Here is a 25,111-nt window from a genome sequence, read left to right on the forward strand (position 1 = left end):
ATTTGGAGGAAACAATGATGTACACAATTAAGTTTTTAACTGATGATGATTCAAAAGAAAATAAACACGTTGACTATTTAAAGGAAAAAGGTTGGGATGTTTCACCAATTCAAATAGATAAACTGCTAGAGACCGAAGAAAAAATGACGGCCATTGTTATAAAAGAAAATACGATACCTATAACATGTTGTTGGTTGATGGAATTGAGACAACGCTTTGACCTACCCATTTATTTGTGCTCAACTGGTGGTGGCTCTGATGCAAATATTGTTTACTTACAACTGGGTGTAAAAACTTGTTTTTCAGAAACAACGAATGCAGAAGAACTTTTTCATACACTAACAAACGTGTTGTCACATCATTCGCATGAACGAATGACAAGCAAAGAAAAAGAAACACAAGTAACAATTTTAGAATTAAATCCAGTTAACCTAAGTGCAATAATTGATGGAGAACGAGAAATTACTTTGACTAGAAAAGAATATCAAGCATTAGAGATATTATATAACAATCCAAGCATGGCAATTTCATACAAGGAATTTAAAGAACGTTTGTGGGATCCAGAACATAGTTTAAATAATGAAAACTATCGTATTGCTAATGTTATTTTTCATTTAAGAAATAAAATCGAAAAGAATACAGCAAGACCAAGATTTATCAAAACAGTTCGTTCAAGAGGCTATATGCTTGATATATAAGCAAAGTCAAGAATGTTTGAGAAAGAAGAGTAGTTTATCTGATTACTTCTATCTTACTCTCTCTTTTTCAGCAATAAACAACTTCAGATTAAACATCGTGATATTAGATAGGGAAACTTAGGTGAAATCAGCCGACATCTAATCCAAAGCAGTAGCGAAGGAGAAAGTAAGTGAAACAAAAAATAATTATTGGCATCATTTTACTAATTGGACTATTTTCAACAAGCCAAGTAGTGGTTGCTGAAGTGAAAGAAAAGGAAATTAGAAGTATTGAAGAACCTGTCTGGTTATTTAAATCAGGAATCTCTAAAGGAAAAAATCATGATCGTCAGGATTTAGGCTTTATATTAGCTAAAAACACTATTTTAAAGGTTCGGCAAACAAATCCAGAAATAAAAAATAAATTAACCGTTCGTCTCTTATCTAATGATTCAAAGGAAGAAAAATCCGTAAGCGTAGGTTCTGAATGGACTGAGCTTTCCAGTGAGGCTGTAACAGTTCCTTTTGTGGATACACCATTTGGTAATGTGAATGCAACCATTGAATTTCAAGTTGAAAATAATCAAGTTCAAAAATTATTACCGATTTATGAGAAAAAAGGAAACGAAAATCAATTTTTTAATACCTGGGATCAAATGGATAGTGAGTTTGCGTTAATTAAGTCAAAAAAGTTTCAATTTTTTTTACCCCAAATAGACAAAGAGTTACTGAGAAAATCAAAAGATTTTGACTCTATTGATGAGTTGATTGATCACTATGAAAATATATTTGATACATATGATAAATATATTGGCTTAGATAATTCATCGTATGAAAATCAACAATCAAAAAATCGTTACTTTTTGAAAGCTGATACGCATGGCGCTGGTAGTGCTTATTATGGCCCAATTTGGACAGCTAATTCTAAAAATGATACAACACTATGGCTGAACAAAATCAGTTGGGGTGCACTCCATGAAATCGCACATGGCTATCAAGCAGATTTCAGAAATAGAGGGATATCTACAGGAGAAGTGTCAAATAATTTATTAGCGGCTCAATATCAGTATGATCAGTATGGAAAAGAAGCAGATCGGTTTAGCTGGCTATTTAACAGCGGTAAAAGAGAAGCAGTAGATAATAATTTATATCAGAGAACGATTGTTAATGGGGAAGGTTACGCTACACTTGATTTAAGGAGTCAATTAGTTCTATTGACAATGTTAAAACAGAAAGCTGGAACAAATACATATGCGAAACTATATCAAGGATATAGAAAGTTAGCGCTACAACCAAATTTCAAAAAAGAGACTATTTTATTCTCTGACTTGATGAATAAGTATTACAGCGAAACAACTGGGTTAGATTTTACGCCTGCACTAAATAAGTGGAAAATCCAAACTAGTAATTTTCAAGATGAGATCAATCGTCATCAAAACTACGAAGCAGTCGCATCCTTGGTTAATATTGTCCCTTCAAGTCAATTGGCTAACGCGCGTAAACTTGTAGATCCGACCATTCTCATGAATTCAAACTTTGAACTGGTTAATAATAAAGATATTGCTCCTTTAGGATTAAAAGGGGACGTTACGATTCATTTAGCAATCGATGATATCAATGTTTTAAAGGGAGAAACACTGAAACTTAAAGAAGGCAGTCGTGTAATTCAAGAAGTTGAGATTGATCAAGAAAATATTCATTTTTATAATGTTCCCAACGGTGTGTATACAGTCGCATTTTCTAATGAATCGAATGAATATAAATATAGTGGACACTACGTTCATATCAAAGAAAAAACTAATGAAGCAACGATTGAAGTAGAGAAACTGAATTCAAGTAAATTAATGAATCAAACAATCAAATTTTTAGGTCTTAGTAACTATACATTTGCAAATTTTGAAACAGATATAAATAAAGAAAAAGCTACTTTCTCCGTTATTTCAAGCACTCCTCATGCCTATTTTGCCAATGAATTATATGCATCAATAAAGGTTTATGATGAAAATAGTCAGGTTATTTATTCCAAAGAAATTGAGGGAATGAATGGTCAAGTGGTCAAGGATGTGATTCCCTTGAAAAAAGGATATAGAGTGGTATTATTTCATGCAGAGACTCAAAAACGGTTAACAAACGAGGAAGGGATCGTTGATTCTACTTCAAAAACGAATTCATTTAAGATGACCGAGTTAGGACTGCAAAATGAGACGCTTAAAAATGATCTGGAAGCTACGTTAATTAATAAAATTACTGAACAAGCATCACAAATCAGCAGTTCAGAAATACCGAAAGATACGATTGGATTAAATGGCATCAAACAGCTTTTTATGGCAATTAATGCCTTAAGCGAACCGAATCGATCCACTTATTTAGAAAAGTACAACGATTTATTTGAGCGATCATTGGAATCACCAAATAGCAAAGCAATAGTTGAAGTGACAACACCCAATTTAAATGAGGTTCAATTTCCAGAAGAACCAATCGGTCCACCAATTGGCTCAGGTAATTTTACGATAAATGCTGTATCTGATTTTAAATTTGATAAAATTCAAATCGGTCAAACGGCAAAGGCTCAAGTAGAAGTAAATAGAAAGCTCGGTTTAGAAGTAATCGATAAGCGGGGGACAGGTGGCGGTTGGAATGTTCAAGTGGCTATGACCGATTTTGTTGCAATTGCTAAAGAGCAGGAAGCAACATTGAAAGGCTGGCGCTTAACGATCCCTAAAGGAACCATTACTAGCAAACTAGGTGATTTATCAGCTCCTCCTGAAACTAAAGAAGTCATTATAAATGCGGCAGACACTTCTCAACTTATATTTTCCGCAGAAAAAAATCATGGTTTGGGAACCTATTCTTCCATTTTTATGGATGAACAGACATCTCTTGAACAAGCAGTTCGTTTATCGGTGCCTATGTATGGAAAAATTGGGCAATATAAGTCTGAATTAACGTGGTCGTTAATTGATGCTCCTTTAAATTAAGTTGTATAAAGGCTGAAATTTTTAAGTGAGTAGTGATTTACTTTACATCAAATGAAGATGTAGAGTTTTTAAAAAGACTAGACGATACTATCTAGGATAATTCTCTTGACTAGTCATTTTTATTCTGCTAAAGTATACCTTGCTTATTAATCGTAATTCTTACGATTTGTGACGGTAAATCGAAATGGCTATAGTTTGATAACTATAGTCTCACGATTGTTCCGCGAAGAAAATAGGCTTCTACAGCCTTATATAGCAAGGAGGAAAAAGAATTTGGAGATGCTTTCATATGAGTTCATGAGAAAAGCCTTTTTGGCAGCAACCTTTATCTCGGTGATTGCACCGATGCTGGGGGTATTTCTTGTAATCAGAAGACAATCTTTGATGGCAGATACTCTTTCTCACGTATCGTTGGCCGGGGTTGCATTAGGATTTTTCTTAAATTGGAATCCTGATATCATGACACTTGTTGTTGTGATCATTGCAGCAATTATTTTAGAATATCTGCGGATGATTTATAGTACGTATTCGGAAATCTCGATTGCGATTTTAATGTCGGGAGGATTGGCGTTAGCGTTAGTTTTAATGAATCTAAGTGGTGGTAATTCAGCTGCCAGTATCCAGTCTTATCTATTTGGGTCAATCGTCACTATTACGTGGCAGCAAGTCATTATTTTAGCTGTTCTTTTTGTGGTATTAGTTATTTTGTTCTGTTTATTCAAACGACCAATGTATGTATTGACCTTTGATGAGGATACAGCTCATGTCGATGGGTTGCCGATTCATTGGATGTCGATGTTATTCAACGTAATTACAGGTGTAGCCATTGCAGTGATGATTCCAATTGCTGGGGCACTATTGATTTCAGCAATCATGGTCTTACCTGCTGCAATCGGGATGCGCATTGGAAAAGGCTTTAATGCAGTGATTATCATTAGCGTGATTATGGGCTTGATTGGGATGTTAACAGGTTTAACAGGATCTTATTATTTAGAAACGCCCCCAAGTGCCAGCATTACGCTGATTTTTATCGGATTGTTTATTCTGGTAAGTATCATTCGCAAATTAGTTGTTACCATGCAGCGGAATAAAAAAATGAGTCAGAGCTAAAAACGTTTATTTTAGAGGAAGATATGTAGAAAAACGAAGATTTTTATGCATATCTTCTTTTTTGTTTTATAAATTGCGAACTATTTTCCTTTTTTTTCAAAAAATGCTCGAATTTTTCCGCCAAACACCTTATAATAAGAAGGATAGATTAAAAGTAAGTGCCACTTATTTTTTGTTCATCAATAAATAATGGCTAATGAACCTATAAAAAAGAAGGTGTATCAATTATTTTGATGAGGTTTCCTTGTTAGAGATAGTGATAATAAGCCTTAAAGGAAAGAGGAGAAGAAGTGACGGATTCAAAAATTCGGAGAAGCGAACGTTTGATTGATATGACACAATACTTGTTGGATCATCCACATACATTAGTTTCTTTAACCCATTTTGCACAGCGCTATAAATCTGCCAAATCATCAATAAGTGAGGATTTAGCAATCATTAAAAAAACGTTTAAACAGCGAGGTACAGGAATTCTTGAAACAATTCCAGGGGCTGCTGGCGGAGTTCGATTTATTCCAGAAATTCCCTATGAGGAATCAAAAGAATTAGTATTGGCTTTATGTGAACGTTTATCAGAGCAGGATCGTCTGTTGCCAGGAGGATATGTGTATCTTTCTGATTTGTTGGGACAGCCGGAGTTATTGCGTCAAGTGGGTCGAATCATTGCTTCTAAATATTTAGGGGAACAAATCGATGCAGTCATGACTGTTGCGACAAAAGGTGTACCAATCGCTCAAGCTGTTTCTTATTACCTTAATGTACCGTTTGTCATCGTTCGACGTGATTCAAAAATCACTGAAGGTTCTACCGTTAGTGTAAATTACGTTTCCGGCTCATCAGAACGGATTGAAAAAATGGAATTATCAAAACGTAGCTTAAAACGTGGTTCTAGAGTTTTAGTTGTTGATGACTTCATGAAAGGCGGAGGTACCGTTAATGGAATGAAGAGTTTGATTGAAGAGTTTGAGGCGGAGCTTGTTGGAATCACTGTATTTGCTGAGTCTAAATTCAAAGGACAACGTGCGATTGAAGATTATACATCATTGCTTTATGTAGAAGATGTGGATACACGGACAAAAACGATTAATGTAGTTCCTGGGAATTATTTTAGCGAATAAAAGTTGAAGTAGAGGTTGGGACAGAAGCTGATTTTCGAAGTATTTGCTTTTGATTCCACCGTTTATCTGAATTCCAAGAGACTGGGATATGACTCGTAGAGTTATGTTCCAGTCTCTATTTTTATTCCTCATAGCCAGAAAACAACCTTTTTTATTTAACGAATTTTCTAATTAGGTGTATAGTTAAGTTATAAGCAATTTTATCCAGTTTTCTCACACATAATAAGCTAAAAATTTGGATAATCAAATGAAAGAAGGCCAACACAATGGAAAATCAAGAAAAAGTACAAATTTTAAAAGACATCGTTGCAATTAAGTCAGTCAACGGTAATGAAAAAGAAGTCGCTGACTATTTAAGCAAATTATTCAAAAAACATGGTATTGATTCAACCTTTTTAGAATTTGAAGAAGATCGTGACAGCTTAATCGTTGAGATTGGTAATAAAAATAGTGAGAAAGTTTTAGCTTTTTCTGGACATATGGATGTCGTATCAGCAGGGAATATAGCTGACTGGACCTCTGATCCGTTTAAACCTGAGATTCGTGATGGCAAAATGTACGGCCGTGGCACTTGTGATATGAAAAGTGGCTTAGCTGCAATGGCAATTGCGATGATTGAACTAAAAGAAGAAAATGCGGCATTCGATGGTCGTTTGCGTTTATTAGCCACAGTTGGTGAAGAAGTCGGCGAACTTGGTGCGGAACAATTAACAAAAGAGGGTTACGTAGATGATGTTACAGCAATGGTCATTGGTGAACCTTCTGGATATGCGGGTATTGTCTATGCTCATAAAGGATCAATAAACTTTAAAGTAAATTCTCAAGGAAAAAATTCTCATAGCTCAATGCCTCAACTAGGTGTGAATGCAATCGATCATTTGAATGATTTCTATACGAGAGCGAATGACATGTTCCGCAGTGAAATCCATACAGATGAAGTGCTAGGTGACTTTATTTATAATGTAACGATGATTTCCGGTGGTGAACAGATCAATAGTATTCCTAGTGAAGCTAGTCTTCAGGGGAATATTAGAACGATCCCTGGATATGACAACGATATAGTTATCAAAAAAATGAAGGAATTGATTGATGAATTGAATCAAAAAGAGACCTATCATTTAACATTAACTATCGAAGCAAATAAAATTTCAGTTAAAAGTGAAAAAGACTCAGATATTGCTAAAATTGCCCAACAAGTAGCAAAAAAACAAGTGGGTAAAGACATTCCTATGGTTGGTATTTCTGGAACCACAGATGCAGCTGAATTTACCAAAGGCAAGCAAGTATTTCCAGTCATTATTTTTGGTCCAGGGAATGAAACACCTCATCAAGTAGATGAATATGTGGATGTTGATAACTATTTGGAAATGGTGGATATTTATAAAGAAATGGCAACGACGTATTTATCTTAAGTGAGGTATGAAAATTAAAAAGAGATTGGGACAGAAGCATTTAACTCCGAGAAATAAGTTGCTTTTGCTCCCACTGTTTATTCGGATTTCTTGAGGCTAGGATATAACTCGCAGAGTTATGTCCTAGCCTTTAATGAGTTGATACAACTGGAGCAAAGGAATGGTTTAGAATGGTACTTTTTCAGCGTGCTTTGAGAGGTGAAGTTTCTACTGTTAAAAATATATTTTTTTATTCAATTATATATTATAGTTGAATTATTATTACTAAAGGAGTTTATAATGAAAGGCAGTCAGTAGCTGCTTTAAAACAAAGATTTGTACATAGTATGATACGCAATAATGCGCATTTTATTCAATGGAAAGATTCTTTTGATAGAGTAAATCATTTTATTTTCAAAAGGAGAGAAAATTCGATAAAAACATTAAGTCCGCTCAAGTTTTTCTTGCCAATAGCAACATTGAGGAAGTCAAAAAAATAAAAACCTAGAGGTGATTTCCTCTAGGTAATGTTCTATTTCGTAAACTGCACATTCTGAACAAACGCCTCTAACTCTTCTTTACGCTCGATATTATGGTTGCATTTTTCACTATCATAGCAAATATAATTCCCACGCTTCGTATACATACCATCGCCAGATTCTTTCACCTTAGACAGAAACATCGCAACTTCTGACGTTTCATGACAAATCGGGCAGATGCCTTTTTGAGTCGTAGGGGAAATGGTTCCTGAAACACCGACGAGCTGTCCGTCAATTGAAGCGATAATAAATTTTTGCTGCTTCCCACTATCATTCCAGCTGTAAAAAGTATAATCTCTCAAATCCATTGTTTCCCACTCTGGGATTTTCAATTTCTTCGTCTTCTTAAAGAGCTTTGTCAGTTGTTGTTTTGAAGGTGGATCAAATGGGATAACAGATTCTTTTAAGCCTTCTAAGTACTGCTCTAGCCGTGGTTTAGAAGTCGCTGCTTCTAAGAATCCTTCCAATAATGGTTGTAACGCATCTTTATCTGTACCGAATTGCTCATTGATTTTCTCAAGAACGATCGCCTGCAGTGTTTTGACTGTATTTTTGTCATTTACAGATAAATGAGCTTGTAGCAAAATATGGGCTTGTTTTCTAATAAAATTAAATTGATAGGGTTGTATTTGTTTATTCATAATGGATTTCCTCTCTATCTTTCAAGTGATAAAGTACTTTGCGTAAAGGCAATCCTTCAACAACCAAAGCACTTTATTATTTCAAACCTGAATGGGCTTTTGATCGAGATACGTGTATTTGTTTAAGTATCATATTATCACCCCGCTAACATAATTTTCCTTTATTATAACGCAAACACACAAAATTATAAATTGGTATAGCAAAAAAGCAATTGGTTCAGTTGAAAAACCGTAAAGAGTAAGCTAAACTAAAACATGGCGCTATTTTAAATTGAAAATAAACGATTAAAAATAAAACAAATCTTAGGAGTGAAGCAATTGGAAAACAGATATGTCATCATCCTGGCTGCTGGTAAGGGAACACGCATGAAATCAAAACTTTATAAAGTGTTGCACCCTGTCGCTGGAAAACCAATGGTAGAACACATCATGGATCAAGTAGAAAAAACAAATCCAAGTGAAGTTGTAACGATTGTAGGTCATGGTGCTGAGGCAATCAAAAGTCATCTAGGTGAGCGTAGCCAATATGCTTTACAAGCAGAACAATTAGGAACAGGGCATGCAGTGTTACAAGCAGAAGCACATTTAGCAGGCAAAAAAGGCACAACCCTTGTTATTACAGGGGACACGCCGCTATTAACTGCTGAAACATTAGCGAATCTGTTCGACTATCATCAAGGGAAAAACGCCAGTGCGACGATTTTGACCGCTCACGCAGAAGATCCAACTGGATATGGCCGAATCATTCGTGACCATGTAGGGATCGTTGAAAAAATCGTGGAGCAAAAAGATGCTTCTGAACAAGAAGCTCGTGTGCAGGAAATCAATACTGGAACGTTTTGTTTTGATAATGAAGCCTTGTTTAATGCCTTATCTAAAATCAATACCGACAATGCACAAGGAGAATACTATTTAACAGATATCATTGAGATCCTTAAAAAAGAAGGCAAGACCGTTGCGGCATACCAAATGGCTGACTTTGAAGAAGCGATGGGGATCAATGATCGTGTGGCTTTAGCTGAGGCGAATAAAATCATGCATCGCCGTTTGAATACAATGCATATGAGAAATGGTGTATCATTCGTTGATTCCGATTCAACATACATTGATGAAGGAGTCGTAATCGGTTCAGATACTGTGATTGAAGCTGGTGTCCGTTTAAAAGGGAAAACAATGATTGGTGAAGATTGTTTCATCGGCGCCCATTCTGAAATTGTGGATAGTGTGATTGAAGATAACGTAAAAATTACACAATCTGTCGTTGAAGAAAGTATTATTCGTAAAAATGCGGATGTAGGCCCATTTGCACATATTCGTCCGAAAGCTGAAATCGGTGAGCGTGTTCATGTCGGAAACTTTGTAGAAATCAAAAATGCAACCGTAGCAGAAGATACCAAAGTGGGTCATTTGACGTATGTTGGTGATGCAGACTTGGGTAAAGATATTAACGTTGGCTGCGGTGTGGTTTTCGTTAACTATGATGGAAAAGACAAATATCGCACAACGGTTGGAGATCATGCGTTCATCGGATCATCAACAAATTTGATTGCACCTGTGGACATTGCCGCAAATTCAGTTATCGCAGCAGGTTCTACGATCACAGAAGATGTAGCAGAATTTGACTTGGCGATTGCTCGGGCAAGACAAGTGAATAAAGAAGGTTATGGGAAGAACATGCCTTATATGAATAATGAAAAATAAAGAATAAAAAAGAAGATGAATGCTGAGATTGGGCATTCATCTTTTTTTTAATTTTGTGTTTGTTCATCTTTTTTGTAAAATATCATCCAAAGGGAACAATATGATTTAGCCTATTTTTCGTTTTCGATTATATTCATAAAAACTGTAACCAGAAAGTCCAATCACAAGTAATCCTAAACTTACATACGAGGTAATTTTTTCCCCTGTTTTCGGATAGGTGGTTGTTTTTCCAGTAGCAGATTTACCAGGTGTAGATGTTTTTATTTCTCCTGCTGGTTCCTTAGTCGGATCTTTTGGATCTGGAGTAGGCACTGATTCTGGTTTGAATTTGTTCTTAAAGTCAGCTTCTGAAATAGAGACAATTCGTTCTCCTGGAAAGGCTTCTTTGTATTGTGACAAATCGACATTTGTAGCAGCATTGTATAAACGTAGGGCAGCTCCTTGTTTTAAATGATTAATCAAGACTGTGTCTAAAGAAGGTCCTTCTTCACGTTCGCCGCCCAGCATATCATAACCGTCCCCACCAGCTGCTAAAAAGTCATTAGTTGCCATGTGATAAGTTGTTTTTTCATCGATTGGTTCAAAGTTCCCCGTTTTGCGATTTTTGACTTCAACATGCAATACACGCTCACCAACGAGGGTTTTATCGGTTCCATTGCCTTCATCTGCTGGCAGTAATGAACCTTTTTTCGTTGAGTCATAGTGAACTCGGATCGAACTTGATACATGTAAGAAACCGCCGTTGGCACCAAGTTTTGGCTGGTTGTATTCATCTAAGATGGTATTGCCAGCTTCGTCTTTTTGAGTCATGGAACGTAGTGATAATTCAAACATCTCTTTGACTTTAGCGCCAGTTACTTTTATTTGAGAGATGCTATTGCCAAATGGTAATACAGCGATGACATCACCTAAAGTGACTTGTCCTGGTTCGATATTTGTACGGATACCGCCGCCATTTGTTACGGCAAAATCAGTTGGGTTTTTGAATCCCTCTTGCCCATATGCTAACATAGCATCGCCAATCAAGTTCCCCAAATTAGTTTCCCGTGTTCGTACATTGTCGCGCTCACCGTTGAACTGATAAGGATTGTTTTCAATAACAACTTCTGAACCCCACGCTTCAAAATTTGCTTTTGCCGCGTCAACTAAGGTTTTAACTGCTGGATCTTCTGCTAAGCTAGCTAGTTCATTGGCAGGAGTCAGTGAGGCTGTTTTTTTACTGAAATCAGTTAAATCCACATCTACTAAACCAACATTATTCAAGTAATTGCCAGTTTGTGTATACATGACATTGCCGAATTGTTTTCCGCCATTTACAGCCGTATGTGAATGACCATCCAAAACAGTAATGTTTAGATCGGAAAATTCTTTACTCAAAGTCTCTGCTAACGTATCTCCACGCCATTCGTGAGGCGTTGTTTCGTCAATGCCTAGGTGCCCGGTAACGACATAAGCATCGATTGTTTGATTCGGATTTTTTTGAATCTCTGCTATTGCTTTTTTTGTTTCACTTATTGGATCAGCGAAAGTTACACCAACTATGTTGTTAGGATGCGTTTTTGTAGCGGTTTCTGGTGTTGTTACGCCGATAATAGCATAGGTTTTTCCGTTTTTCTCAACGATTGTATAAGGATCAAATACAAGTTTTCCATCTTTGAATGTATTGTTGGAAAGAATTGGGAAATTTAATGCTTCTTTATACTTCATCGCTGTATCAAAACCAAAGTCAAACTCATGGTTTCCGACAGCCATCGCATCATAGCCGACAGCATTCATTACATTGACCATGTCCATCCCTTTAGAAAAATTGGAGATAGGCAGTCCTTGGAAAGCATCACCTGCATCAATCAAAAGTTCAGGCTCGACTAAATCCTTGTATGTTTTCAAACGTGCCATACCTAAAACATCTTTGCCGTTCCCTTCCATTCGTCCGTGAACGTCGTTAGTATGCATAATTGTCATCTTTTTAGGCGAAAAACCTGCGTTGATGACATCTTGTTTGGTGATAGGTTTAACATTAGGTGTACGGCCATCGGGGGCAAGTTCTGTTTGAAGCGTACCGTCATTAACTAATTGAACAGCTAACTCACGCCAGTTTTTATTAAAATGATAGCCGATTACTTCCCAGTTATTTTCGATTTCTTTTTCAGGATCAATGATTTGTTTCTCTCTGATATAATCTGCAATTAGTCCTCGAATAGTTTCAGGATCAGTTGATTTTATCGGTTCTCCTGAAATAAGACCTTGTGCTAATAAACCTTCATAGCGGTAATTATTCATTGCGATTGTATAGTTTGCCGCAAGATCAACTGGTTGTCCATCAATCGTTGGGTTGATGATACGCTCACCATGAGGTTTAGAAATATCAATCTTATAAGAAATACCGGAAATTATATCGTAATTAAAAACACGGATATTTTGATTAAAACTGATCGTTAAATCGTCAGGTCCAGGAGTATTGTAATAATCTGCCTGATTTTCCATGTATGTTAGGAGATTTTCTCCCGTTATATTGACACTGACCAATGTGTTAGGGTACTTATAGATATCAAAAACGTTTGAATAAGAGAGGGCTCCTGCATTTAATTTGCTGTCTGCTTTAAAAAGGGCAGAGGCTGCTAGTTGAGCACCCGTTGCTTTTCTTTGAACATTATTGATAAGAGAAATCATAGCCGTTGGGCGTAATTGAGCTTCTGGAATTCCTTTAACTTCCTCAGGAGGCAAGAAGTTGCCTGTAGCTGTTCCGAATTTTTCTGAGATGAAATTTCTAGTTGTATCATGATATTCTTGTGTTTCCGACTTTAATGCGTCATCTGCTGGAACAGTTTTGGTATTGATGATTGCAGCATTGCTACTTTTAACCAGCCATTTTTCATTCGATTTTTCGATATCAAGATCGATTCGTACCATTTCAACGCCGGTATCTCTAGGACCAGCGACAGGGACTAAACCATTCGGACCTTCCAGCTGTTCTGCAAAAGATCGATGATCGTGACCTAAAATATAGGCATCAATGCCGGCGACTTTGCTGATTACTTCATCGGCACTTGAAGCTGCACTAGAACTTTTTCGACCAGCATGCATCGAAGCAATGATGATATCTGTGTCATCTTTTAATTCAGCAACCGCTTTTTCAGCTTCCTCTCTCAGAGGTTCAAAATAAAGACTATCTACTTTTGCACCATCCCATAATGGTACTTGAGGTGTTGTTAGCCCGATGATCCCCACCGTTAAGTCTTTTTTACCGTCTCCATCTAAATCGATGTCTTTTTTCATTGTTCCGCCAACAAAGCGATTATTTGTTTCTTTCACATACGTGTTAGCAGATAAGATTGGAAATTGAGCTTCACTGTGGAGTTTTTTGATTAAATCCAATCCAAAATTAAATTCATGGTTCCCTAAGACCATGGCATCATATTTCATGTAGTTCATTGCTTTGATCATCGGATTAGGCTGATTGATTAGTGGTGTTTTATTATATAGATCATCAGTTAAAATAGTTCCTTGGTTGATATCACCATTATCAATCAGAATCGTACCATTTGGATTTTCTAAACGGACATTTTCTACAACAGAGCTCACTTGTGAAAGCCCGACTGGTGTTTGTTTATCATCTTCATAAGACCAATCCCACAATTGACCGTGGACATCAGAGGTCCCTAAAATAGTTAATTTTTGCGGTGTTGCAGCTGTTTCCACTTTTGGTTGAGAAACGGTATCTTGCGTACTTTCTATTGTACTTGAAGCCGTAGAACCTTCTGAAACGGTTATATCTGTTGATTGTGTTTCACTGCTTAGTGTATCCCCAATAGCTAATGCAGTTGTTGCAGTAGTGCCTGCTAATAATGTAGAAATCATTAATACCTGTAAACCAAGTTGTACTTTTCTCAAAACTGACTTTTTCACAAAATTCCTCCTTAATAATAAATAATGATCAACAGTTTTTGAAACTCTTGTACTTTTCAACATCAGTTCATTTCATTCACTGTGTTTCAAAGTAAAAGCCTAGTGGGTTCATCCGACCTTAACGGGATAAACAGGAAAATATAAAGGTGCTCTTTTTACCACACTTAAATTTTATCCTTTTTATGAGAGGCTAGCCCACGAAGCTAGATAAAAAAAATAATCCGCTTTCATTTTTTTGTACCACCTAAATAGTAATATATATCTTCTCTCTTGTCATTAGAAAATGTTATGATTTTTAAAAAGAAAATAACAAACACGACATATTTTTATTGCTTTCGTTTTTTTTCCACGAGCAGTTGCTTATTTTTATTAGAAAATCGTATTAATTTAAAGGAATGCCTCAAAATCACTTGATTTATTTCGGAAAAGTGACTACTATTTATAAGGAAACTATTGTTCAGTAAAAGAAAGTGGAGGTCCCCATGTCAAAACATTATTTTGATCCAAGATTGAAAATCTTTTCTCTTAACTCGAATCGTCCGTTAGCAGAAAAAATCGCAGAAGCTGTTGGTGTAGAATTAGGAAAATCTTCTGTCAATCAATTTAGCGATGGCGAAATTCAAGTAAATATCGAAGAAAGTATTCGTGGTTCTCACGTTTACATCATCCAATCAACAAGTAGCCCTGTAAATGATAATTTAATGGAGTTATTGATTATGATTGATGCCTTAAAACGTGCGAGTGCTAAGACAATCAACGTTGTGATGCCTTATTATGGTTATGCACGTCAAGATCGTAAAGCTCGTGCTCGTGAGCCAATCACAGCTAAACTTGTAGCAAACATGCTTGAAAAAGCTGGAGCAACTAGAATGTTGACACTAGATTTACATGCAGTCCAAATTCAAGGATTTTTCGATATTCCTGTGGATCATTTGATGGGCGCACCATTGATTGCGGATTATTTCTTACAACGTGATATTAAAGGTGACGATGTTGTCGTTGTTTCTCCGGACCATGGAGGAGTAACTCGTGCTCGTAAACTAGCAGAGTATTTGAAATCACCGATTGCAATCATCGACAAACGCCGTCCAAAAGCGAATGTTGCTGAAGTTATGAACATTATTGGACATGTAGAAGGCAAGACATGCGTACTTATCGATGATATGATCGATACAGCAGGAACTATCTCACTAGCAGCCAATGCATTGAAAGAAGCTGGAGCAAAAGAAGTCTATGCATCATGTACACATCCAGTATTGTCAGGACCGGCATTACAACGTATCGAAGATTCTGCCATTGAACGTTTAGTTGTAACGGATTCTATCTATCTTTCTGATGATAGAAAAATCGATAAGATTGATGAAGTTAGTGTTGGGGAATTAATTGGAGATGCCATTAAACGTATCCATGAAAATAAACCAGTGAGTCCGTTGTTTGAAACAAAACACCGTTAATACCAATAAATAAACAGTCGACAGACATTATTTTTCTGTATGTAGAAATGCAGAAGAATGATGTTTGTCTTTTTTTTGCGAAAAAGATATCAAAATTAGTTTTATAACTGGAAAAATTGATTTTAAAAAATTTATTATTGTTTTTTATATCAATAATAAAAAGGTGGATAACTAGATAGAAGAACAAGAAATCGTTTTATTTGATTTATTTATAAAAAGTAAAAGTTATAATCCGTTTTTAAGTAGAATCAAAAGCTCAATTTTAGGCAGTTAGCGGAAAAAAATAACTATTCAGTCTATTGTTAGATGCTATGCTAAAAGTAGTGAGTAATCTTTTATTGTACATAGTAAAAATATAAAAAAGGAGCAATCATGAAGAGAGAAAGATATGAAATCTGGGGATTAACGCTACAATTAGTTATTATAGCCGCTGCTTTAGTCTACTACTTTTTTATTTACAGATAACGAAAAATTTGATTAGGAGGAAGGAAAATTAATGCTTTTTAGAATAAAAAGAAAACTTGGCGGAGTAATGGTCACAAAAAATAAATGGTTAACAAAACTAGAAACAATCAAAGACCTAAGCGCGCCTAAATCTATCATTTTACCAATGAATATGCATATTGGTAAACCAGCAAAAGTCGTTGTTTCAGTGGGGCAAGAAGTGAGAATAGGTACACTGGTAGGGGAAAAAGATGGCTTGATTTCTGCCAACATACATAGTTCGGTTTCTGGAATTGTTGAGAAAATCGAACAACGAATCATCGGAAATGGTGAAGTGACAGTCGTTGTCATCAAAAATGACTTCAAAGATACATATGAAATCCCGCAAGTTGGGAATGAAAATTTAGTTGAAATGATCCGAAATAATGGAATTGTCGGAATGGGCGGAGCTGGTTTTCCAACAGATGTAAAATTTTTATTGAAAGAACATCAGCAGATTGAAACGTTGATTATAAACGCTGTAGAGTGTGAACCTTTTGTTACAGCAGATAGAAGAATCATCATCGAACAAATGAACGATTTTCTTGAAGGAATCAGTTTGCTTCAAGAGATGTTATCAATCAAGCAATGTGTCATCGCAATAGAAAGTTCATCAGAAGAAGCTGTGGGAAAACTAGAAGAAAAAATCGATAATGAGCGAATCAAGCTAAAGATATTGCCTAATTATTATCCTCAAGGCGCTGAAAAGATTGTAATTAAAGCGGTACTAGGAAAAGAACTTCCTGTAGGGAAACTACCGATTGATCTAAATGTTGGAATCATGAATGTTTCTACTGTATTGGCAACATTTCAAGCAATAAAAGAAAATCGTCCGTTAGTGGATCGTATAGTAACTATTTCTGGGACACCAATCAAACATCCGCAAAACCTTCGAGTTAGAATCGGAACACCAATTGAGCATGTAATTGAAGCATGCGGCGGTTTTACTGAAAGTCCAATGAAAATGATCAATGGCGGACCGATGATGGGGAAAGTGATCCAAACACTAGATGAGCCGGTAACCAAAACAACCTCTTTGATCCTTGCTTTAAATAAAGAGGAAGCCAATATTCCAGAAGAACAAAATTGTATTCGCTGTTCAGAATGTGTGAATGTTTGTCCAGTAAATTTACAACCGATTTCCATCAGTAATGCTTATCGAGCAGGAAATATTGAAGAAACTCAGCGATTAGGTGTGTTAAATTGTATCGATTGTGGGGCTTGTTCTTATATTTGTCCGTCAAAAATCGATATCTTAGGAGATATCCGAGCCGCGAAGCAAAAAGTATTGGAGAGTCGATGATGATAAATACAGAATATAAAAGCACAGGACCTTTTATGGGACCTCATATTAGAGAAAAATGGACATCACAGTGGATCATGCAGCAAGTGTTGATTGCCTTAATCTTTCCGACAATTGCAGCAACGTACTTTTTTGGTTGGCAATCTTTAGTGATGGTTTTGGTCAGCATCGTTGCTTGTGTGGGGCTAGAATTTTCTTTTCAAAAAATTTTTCATAAAAAAGTGACGATAAATGATTACAGCGCAGTTATCACCGGTTGGCTGTTAGCTTTGTCATTACCTGTGACAGCTCCTTTATGGACATTACTTGTAGGAGATGTGATTGCGATTATTGTCGTGAAACAATTTACTGGCGGTATAGGTAGAAATTGGTTAAATCCAGCTGTAGCAGCGCGTGTGTTGCTGAAACTATTTTTCTCACCATGGATCACAAATTGGGTTACACCGCAACCTGATGTTGTAGCAACAGCGACACCATTAGCTGATTTAGGAAACTTTGCCAGAGACGTGTCCCCTACAACGCCTGATTTATTGGAATTGTTTATGGGGATCGGATTAGGCGGACCTATTGGAGAAACCTGTAAATTTGCGTTGCTTTTATCGGCGATTTATTTAATTGCACGTAAAATCATCAATCCGTTGATTCCAGTTCTTACATTGGGCTCATTTTATATTGCGATTTTGCTGTATAGTTCATTTAATTTTGCCTTTGCTAATGCACATTTATTGAGTGGAGCGTTGATTTTTGCCGCAGTATTTATGGTGACGGATTATACGACTTCACCTTTGACGGACAAAGGGAAGTACATCTTTGCGATCGGGTGTGGAGTGTTAGCTGTAGTTTTGAGAATCAGCTTGGACTTGCCTGGTGGAATCGGTGTGGCGATTTTAGTTATGAACTTACTGACACCGTTTATTAATAAGTACACAGTATCAAAGATTTATGGGGAGTAATGTAAAATGGAGACCAGAACAAAACGAGTTTTTCGTTTTATTCTGGTCTCCTTAAGATTTAAACGGCAGTTTAGTGTTAACTTTTCTCTACAGTTGCGATTTGTTCTCCATACAATTTCCCATCATACATCTTGAAAAATGGATAATAACAAACAACCGAAACGGCCAAATTAATAAACGCAATCAACACCGCTCGGAAATCCCCACCAGTTCCAAGAAACGCACCAATCCCCACTGGAGAAATCCAAGGAATCCCCGTAGTTACCTTATTTACGAAACCAAGCGAAGAAGCAAAGTAAGCAATCGTTACATTAATCAAAGGCGTTACAATAAAGGGAATGATTAAATAAGGATTATAAACAATCGGCGCCCCGAAAATTACTGGTTCATTGATATTAAACAAACCAGGCAGCACCGCGGCTTTACCAAGTACCTTAAGCTGATCCGATTTTGCAACAAAAATCATCAGTAAAACCAAACCAAGTGTACTACCGGCACCACCAATAAAGATATACATATTAATAAAATCACCGGCAAAAATATTGGTTCCGCCATTCACATTTTCAGTCAATGCTACTAATAAAATCGGATTGATAAAACTATTTTTAATCACCGCTGTCCCGTGTACTCCGACTGCCCAAAGTAAATGAATCAACAACATAATCACAATGATTCCCAACCAAGAACCAGTTAACTCTTTTACAAACTCAAAAGGTTTTGACAATAATCCATGCAAGTCAGTATGGAAAATAGCTAAAATCGTATTAATAAATAGCATCACAAAAGTAATGAAAATAGCAGGAATCAATGAAGCAAAAGCTTTACTTACACCATCAGGAACCCCTTCAGGCATTCGAATCGTAATATTTTTTTTCACACAAAAACGATAAATTTGGGTAGCAATTACAGCAGTAATAATTCCAATAAAAATACCCACACCACTAAATCGAGTAATCCAACTACCCACAGCCACACCATTGTAAACAATTGACGTTTCGCTTTCAGATTGAATCAGTTTTGCTCCGCCATCGGTTATATCTGTTTGGACAATCGTCATTAAAAAGGCAAATAACCCCAAGATGGCACCTACAAAACTACTCAACCCATCATTTTCTTCTTTTCGATAAATATCGGTTAAATAATAGGCTGTAGCTAAACAGTAAAAAATGGCAATTGAGCCAATGGACATAGTGGTAGCTACGCTATAAATAGGCGCAAACTTCAAAATCGTATTCTCAAAAAAGGGTGCTAATGGCGGAATAATTTGAGGTAGATTATTGATGATCAGGAAAATCGAACCCACAATTGTGAAGGGCACCGTAATGATCCCGGCTTGCATGATGGCACGAATAAAACGCAGGTTCGCAACTTTATTCAACGGTGGCATCAGTTTTGTTTCTAAAAATGTAAATAACTTGTTCATTGTTGTCTCCTTTTCTTATGAGGGCAGTTGATTGGTTTCAATTAATTTTTGATACCAATAAAAGCTGTCTTTTCTATATCTGGCTAATTTTTTTTCGTCATGTTCTGTTCGGTCCACATAAATAAAACCATAACGTTTACTGATTCCTTCATGGACGCTGACCAGATCAATGGCTGACCAAGGACTGTAACCGATCAAGTCCACACCAGCTTCAATTGCTTGTAAACATTGGGTAATATGTTGTTCCAAATAGTTGATCCGATAAGTATCGTGGATTTTACCATCAGCTGTTAATTCATCTTTTGCTCCTAAGCCATTTTCGGTAATAATAATCGGTAAGTGATAACGATCATAAAGTGTTTGTAACGTCGTTTTTAACCCGTCAGGATCGATTGTCCAATTGAATTCATTTTTCTGCAAATAAGGATTAGTAAAACCTTTATAAAAGCCCCATTCCATAATATCTTCGCTTTGCTGATCACTAATACCGTTAGCCATACCGTCTTTTTCAGTTGGTTTTTCTACAGTCACAGTGGTATAAAAATTCATGGCAACAAAATCTGGAAAGTAGTTTTCCATCAATTCTTTATCTTCTTGCGCAAAATCAATGGTAATGTTATTGCGTGTTAAATAATCTTTAAAGACAGCATTATAACGGCCAAAACAAGAAAAATCTAGATATGCCCAGTTACGAACACTATTAAAATAGAGAGCTGCTTGATTATCTAAAGGCTTGCTAGTTGCTGGATAAACAAGAGAAATATTTGGTACAGGTCCAATTTGTCCACCTTCAATCAATTCATGGCAACGTTTAAATGCATACTTTTCAGCAATCATTAGGTGATGAAACTGTTGGTATTTTTCCTGTAGGGGAATTTCTTTTCCTAGGATTTTTTTATCCACTAAAAGCATGATGTTGGGTTCGTTTATTGTCAGCCAGTGCTTTGCTCGGTCTCCGTAGGCTTCAAAAACTGTTTCAGCATAATGTTTAAAGGCATCTACGGTACTGCGAACACTCCAGCCACCTTCGTCTTCTAAGGCTTGAGGTAAATCAAAGTGGTTCAATGTGATATAGGGCTGAATATCATATTTTAACAATTCATCGATTACAGAATTGTAGTGTTGCAGGCCTTTTTGGTTAATTTCTCCACGCCCGTTTGGAAAAATTCTTGTCCAAGCGATAGAAAAGCGGAAAACTTTAATGCCCATTTCAGCTAATAAACGAATATCTTCTTTGTAATGGTGATAATGATCGACTGCCACCGTAAAATCAGCAATCTCATGATTATCTCTTTGCCGTGTATCTTGTACACTTAAGCCTTTGCCGTCGCTTTGATAAGCACCTTCTGTTTGATGGGCGGAAATCGATGCGCCCCATAGGAAATTTTCTGGAAATGTATGTGTCATTGGTCTCTCCGATCTATCTTTTTTGTTAGTAATTTTAGAAGAATTCCTGAGGTTAGGACATGACTCTGCGCGTTGTATCCTAGCCTTAAGGAATCCGAATAAACGGTGGGAGCAGAAGCAACTACTATACTACACTTCGTTTCGATCTCATTAACTTCCACACAGGAAACATGCTAGAGTTAAAGGCCTTCGCTTCGATCACGTTAAATTCTAAGTGCTAAAACACTAAGATTTGAAGGGTTCGGAAATAAGTTGACATTTACAAAAATTTGAAAAGCAATTTTCGTTACTTCCCTCTTATTTCTCGGAGTTAAATGCTTCTGTCCCAACCTCTCTTTTAGTATACCTTTTTTATTCAATATTTGAGAGAGTTTTTTTTCGTGATAAAAAGACAACTTGTTTCAGCAAGGATTTGATGCTATATTTTGTTAAATAAGCTTGAAAGAAGTAGGGAGGGTCAAGTATATGGTAGAATCCAAACAAATTCCATTTCACCTGTCATTGATGAAAATTAGTTATGCACCGCCGCAAATTAGTGATTATTTCACGCTGTTTCTTATGCTTAGCGGCAGTATGACTGTCACCGTTGGGGAAAAAGAATACCAGTTGAATGCAGATGATTTATTAGTCATCAATCCCCGTCAACAGTATCAAGTGAAAAGTGAAGATAAGAATTTGCTACTGTCTTTACGTATCTCTAGAACACCGCCAATCGCACATTTTAAAGAAAATTGGCTGCCATATATTGATTGTTCAACAACAGACACACAGGCGAAAGATGAAGGGAAATTTCAGCAATTACGTGAAGCGCTTGTACATTTAATGGCCGCTTATTTTAAACAAAATGAGGAAACAGAATTAGAGATTTATCAGCACTTATTTACTGTACTTAACTATTTAGCCAAAGAATTTAAAAAAGATGTAGTGCCTAGTCCTCAATTTAGTACGGATTTTGCGGATGATCGAATGAGCCAACTATTGGATGAAATTCAAAAGAATTATGATCAACCTATTTCATTGGAATCACTTGCGGAAAAAAGCGGGATATCTTATTATCATTTATCTCGTTCTTTCAAAAAACAGTTAGGTGTTACATTTACCGAATACTTAAACCAAATCCGTTTGATGCATGCAGCGGAAAGTTTAGTTTTGACGTCTCAATCTGTAATCAAAGTTGCTTTGAACAACGGCTTTTCAACAACTAAAAATTTTCACCAAGTTTTCAAAAAAAAATATGGACTAACACCTGCAAATTTTCGTAAAACTTATTCTCTGGAAAATCCACATATAAAAGAAACCTCAGGAAACCCAGATTATCAAGAAATAACTGGCGGTGCTGCTTTACAAGAGCTAGCGAAGTATCTAGTGGAAAAAGATATTGAAGATGAGAACGCTGCAATCGAGCAACAACTCAAATTGAGCTTACCTAAAGAACAGCAATCCGACTATCAAGGAAGTAAAAAAATTATAAAAATTGGACCAGCCAGAGAAGGCTTGGCTAACGGCGTTCAACGTGAGTTATGTATTTTGCAAAAAGATCTAGCGTTTGATTTTGTTCAATTTGAAGGTTTTTGTGAAGAGACTAATTTTGAAAATGACGTTTTATTGGTATCTGAGTATATTTTAAATAATCAATGGTTCGACTTTTTAGTGAAGATTCAATTGAAACCGATGATTCAGCTTTATTTGCCAGAAAGTTATGTTGAAAAAGAAGAAGTGCAGCTCTGGTGTGACAAGCAGTTGAAGATCATTCGTCATTTTCTGAATCGTTACGGGAGAGGTGAAGTAAATCAGTGGTATTTTCAATGGTCGTTGCCTAAAACAAGTGGTATGTGGAATGAAGGAAGCCGTTGGGGCTATCATTATTTTTATCGTAAGTTGAAACAAATGATCCCTAATTCCAAGGTAGGATTGATGTCGCTGCGTTCGTTAGATGATAAAGAGTATCAGCAATACCAAGCATTTATTCATGAGCAAAGAGAGCAACATTGCCTACCGGATTTTATTAGTTTTCATGCAGACCCTTATGCGTCACCTTTGATTAAAGAGGAACATGCGTTACGGTTTAAACAGTATCAGCAAGATATTTTAAATCGAGTAAAATCAGTGATCGTCATGAATCAAGCAAAAGAGAATCTTGCATTTTCAGATTGGACACCGGAATTATTTTTAACAGACTGGAATACTTTAGTTGGCGAAGGAAATACCTTTTCAGGAACTTTTTTCCGTTCGGCATTGATTTTGGAATCGATTGTAGAATTGTCAAAAGAAGTGACAGGCATTGCTTTTTGGTTGAATATCAAAGTAAAAGAACGACAGACACATACAAGAGAAGACAGCAGTTTATCAGTTTTTCTTTATGAAGAGTTACGACGTCCCCTCTTTTTTTCACTGCGTTTTTTAAATCATTTAAAAGGAGAACTACTTGCCAGTGGAGATGGGTATATTTTAACGCGAAATCAAGGGCAGTATCAGCTTTTGCTTTATAATTCTAGCTATCTAAATCCGCTTTATTCAGTCGATACGTTTCAAGTCCAGTATCAGACAAAAAAAGTTAGAGTTCATTTAAGCGAGCTGCCTGTGGGGAATTATTTGATTCGTGAGTATGTCTTGGATAAAGATCATGGCGGGATTTATAATGATTGGATCAGAGTTGGCGGTCAAGCGGAGTTAGATCATGAGCTGCAGAAATATTTGGAGCAAAAGATTGTACCGAAATTTGAACTTAAGAAAGAACAGATTGATTCTTTTGGTTATGAGTTGGAAGCAACATTGACCTTGAATGCTTGTCAGTTGTACTTGTTTCAACCTTTATACTGAAGTATAAACATGGGTAAGGCAAACGAAGAATCAAGTTTGTCTCACCCATTTTTTGGTAATCTTGCGAATCTACATTACGACAGATCAAAATAATCACTAACCACTTTAGCAGTTTTTGAAATTAATTCATCCTTGTATTGACTGTCTTGTTGTTCTTTTTTAGAGAAAACAACTAAAATAATCGGTTTTTTGTGAGGTGGATATAAGACAGCAATATCATTTCGAGTGCCATATGAAGCAGCGCCTGATTTATCTCCAACGATAACATCAGTTGGAACACCTGCACGAATCAAGTTATCTCCAGTAGCATTCCCGATTAATTGTTTTTTAAAAAAAGCTAACTTATCATCTGGCAGTTCAGAACCAAGTGTCAACTTTTCGAAATTTTGAGCAAAAGCTTTTGGTGTGCTCGTATCTCTGATATCTCCAGGTACAGCTTCATTCAAGTCCGGTTCGATTCGTGAAGAATTAGTTACGGAGTCTCCTAAGCTCTCTAGTTTTGACTGGAAATTTTTAGGACCTCCCAATTGTTTAAATAAAAAATTACCTGCAGTATTATCACTATATTGAATGGCGGCGCTAATTAGTTCTCTTAAAGGCATGCCAACGCCGACATATTTTTCTGTAATCGGTGAATAGCTAACAAGGTCATTTTCTGTAATCATAATATTTTTAGATAATTCTTCCCAAGAAAAGTCCCTGAGTATTATTCCCCCTATCAAAGCCTTATGAGTGGATGCATATGCGAAACGTTCATTTTCTTTATAGGCCACCACTTGATTGTTTTCAGTATTGATTCCATAAACACCTAATGTTGCATCAAATTCTTGTTCAATTTTTTGAAAAGAAGAGTTCGTTGATTTTTTAAGATCACCCGAAGTTGACTCACTTTTATTATGAGCGATGCTTACGTGTTCCTTGAAAGCAAAAGTAGCACCAATGACACCCACTAAAACGATTCCTAAAATCAATAGGTTATTCTTTTTCAAATAAATAGACCTCCTTATGCATTGTCTTTTTATTATACACTTGATTCCTGTCTAATTTTATTAAGATTCATCAAAGAAATAGACTATCTAAATCAAGGTCAAGAGTTCCAGATAAATTCAAATAGATAATGTCAGTACATGCGTGTTAGCGAAAATAAAAGAAGAAATATGAAGAGATCATTGACGGAAAAGTGCTTTCATAATAAGCTAAAATTATA

Annotated in this window: 15 protein-coding genes; 10 read left to right on the plus strand and 5 right to left on the minus strand. The window is 36.3% G+C overall.

Annotated elements, in window-relative coordinates; translation table 11 throughout:
* Positions 1-17: 17 nt before the first annotated feature.
* The 5 genes from AC4BB2_RS00410 (at position 18) to AC4BB2_RS00430 (ending at position 7,295) form a co-directional block, all read left to right on the plus strand.
* Positions 18-698, plus strand: a complete 681-nt coding sequence (locus tag AC4BB2_RS00410; RefSeq protein WP_490473500.1) for a winged helix-turn-helix domain-containing protein — start codon at positions 18-20, stop codon at positions 696-698.
* Positions 699-868: 170 nt separating this feature from the next.
* A complete protein-coding gene (locus tag AC4BB2_RS00415; protein ID WP_490473501.1) occupies positions 869-3,655 on the plus strand; it encodes a putative mucin/carbohydrate-binding domain-containing protein in 2,787 nt (928 codons plus the stop codon).
* Between the two features lie 273 nt (positions 3,656-3,928).
* Positions 3,929-4,765, plus strand: coding sequence for a metal ABC transporter permease (locus tag AC4BB2_RS00420; RefSeq protein ID WP_490473502.1), 837 nt, complete (start codon positions 3,929-3,931; stop codon positions 4,763-4,765).
* A 290-nt stretch (positions 4,766-5,055) separates the two neighbouring features.
* Positions 5,056-5,883, plus strand: a complete 828-nt coding sequence (gene purR / locus AC4BB2_RS00425; protein WP_490473503.1) for a pur operon repressor — start codon at positions 5,056-5,058, stop codon at positions 5,881-5,883.
* Between the two features lie 266 nt (positions 5,884-6,149).
* Positions 6,150-7,295, plus strand: coding sequence for an ArgE/DapE family deacylase (locus AC4BB2_RS00430; RefSeq protein WP_490473504.1), 1,146 nt, complete (start codon positions 6,150-6,152; stop codon positions 7,293-7,295).
* Positions 7,296-7,806: 511 nt separating this feature from the next.
* Here AC4BB2_RS00430 and AC4BB2_RS00435 read toward each other — a convergent pair.
* Entirely contained in the window at positions 7,807-8,454 is a 648-nt protein-coding gene (locus tag AC4BB2_RS00435) for a FusB/FusC family EF-G-binding protein (protein WP_490473505.1), read from the minus strand.
* A 318-nt stretch (positions 8,455-8,772) separates the two neighbouring features.
* On the opposite strand from AC4BB2_RS00435, the gene glmU reads away from it, so the two are divergent.
* Complete coding sequence (gene glmU / locus AC4BB2_RS00440; RefSeq protein ID WP_490473506.1) at positions 8,773-10,155, plus strand: bifunctional UDP-N-acetylglucosamine diphosphorylase/glucosamine-1-phosphate N-acetyltransferase GlmU; 1,383 nt, start codon at positions 8,773-8,775, stop codon at positions 10,153-10,155.
* 105 nt (positions 10,156-10,260) lie between these two features.
* Here the strand turns inward: glmU and AC4BB2_RS00445 are convergent, their stop codons facing one another.
* Positions 10,261-14,061: a 5'-nucleotidase C-terminal domain-containing protein gene (locus AC4BB2_RS00445; protein WP_490473507.1), complete on the minus strand. Its 3,801-nt coding sequence runs from the start codon at positions 14,059-14,061 to the stop codon at positions 10,261-10,263.
* A gap of 482 nt (positions 14,062-14,543) precedes the next feature.
* Here AC4BB2_RS00445 and AC4BB2_RS00450 point away from each other — a divergent pair, with 482 nt between their 5' ends.
* The 3 genes from AC4BB2_RS00450 to AC4BB2_RS00460 all read left to right on the plus strand — a co-directional run bounded on the left by AC4BB2_RS00450 (position 14,544) and on the right by AC4BB2_RS00460 (position 18,254).
* Complete coding sequence (locus tag AC4BB2_RS00450; protein ID WP_490473508.1) at positions 14,544-15,515, plus strand: ribose-phosphate diphosphokinase; 972 nt, start codon at positions 14,544-14,546, stop codon at positions 15,513-15,515.
* A 496-nt stretch (positions 15,516-16,011) separates the two neighbouring features.
* A complete protein-coding gene (gene rsxC / locus AC4BB2_RS00455; RefSeq protein ID WP_490473509.1) occupies positions 16,012-17,301 on the plus strand; it encodes an electron transport complex subunit RsxC in 1,290 nt (429 codons plus the stop codon).
* Positions 17,301-18,254 carry an RnfABCDGE type electron transport complex subunit D gene (locus AC4BB2_RS00460; RefSeq protein WP_490473510.1) on the plus strand — a complete coding sequence of 318 codons (954 nt, stop codon included), beginning with the start codon at positions 17,301-17,303 and terminating at the stop codon, positions 18,252-18,254. The genes rsxC and AC4BB2_RS00460 overlap by 1 nt, the downstream gene beginning before the upstream one ends.
* Before the next feature lie 76 nt (positions 18,255-18,330).
* Here the strand turns inward: AC4BB2_RS00460 and celB are convergent, their stop codons facing one another.
* Both celB and AC4BB2_RS00470 read right to left on the minus strand, forming a co-directional pair.
* Positions 18,331-19,677, minus strand: coding sequence for a PTS cellobiose transporter subunit IIC (gene celB, locus AC4BB2_RS00465; RefSeq protein ID WP_490473511.1), 1,347 nt, complete (start codon positions 19,675-19,677; stop codon positions 18,331-18,333).
* A 15-nt stretch (positions 19,678-19,692) separates the two neighbouring features.
* Entirely contained in the window at positions 19,693-21,084 is a 1,392-nt protein-coding gene (locus AC4BB2_RS00470) for a glycoside hydrolase family 1 protein (protein ID WP_490473512.1), read from the minus strand.
* Positions 21,085-21,549: 465 nt separating this feature from the next.
* On the opposite strand from AC4BB2_RS00470, the gene AC4BB2_RS00475 reads away from it, so the two are divergent.
* A complete protein-coding gene (locus AC4BB2_RS00475) occupies positions 21,550-23,904 on the plus strand; it encodes a helix-turn-helix domain-containing protein (RefSeq protein ID WP_490473513.1) in 2,355 nt (784 codons plus the stop codon).
* Positions 23,905-23,978: 74 nt separating this feature from the next.
* Here the strand turns inward: AC4BB2_RS00475 and bla are convergent, their stop codons facing one another.
* Entirely contained in the window at positions 23,979-24,893 is a 915-nt protein-coding gene (gene bla, locus AC4BB2_RS00480; protein ID WP_490473514.1) for a class A beta-lactamase, read from the minus strand.
* Positions 24,894-25,111: the final 218 nt, after the last annotated feature.

This window comes from Enterococcus sp. AAFC-DPL-5146, from assembly GCF_058216635.1.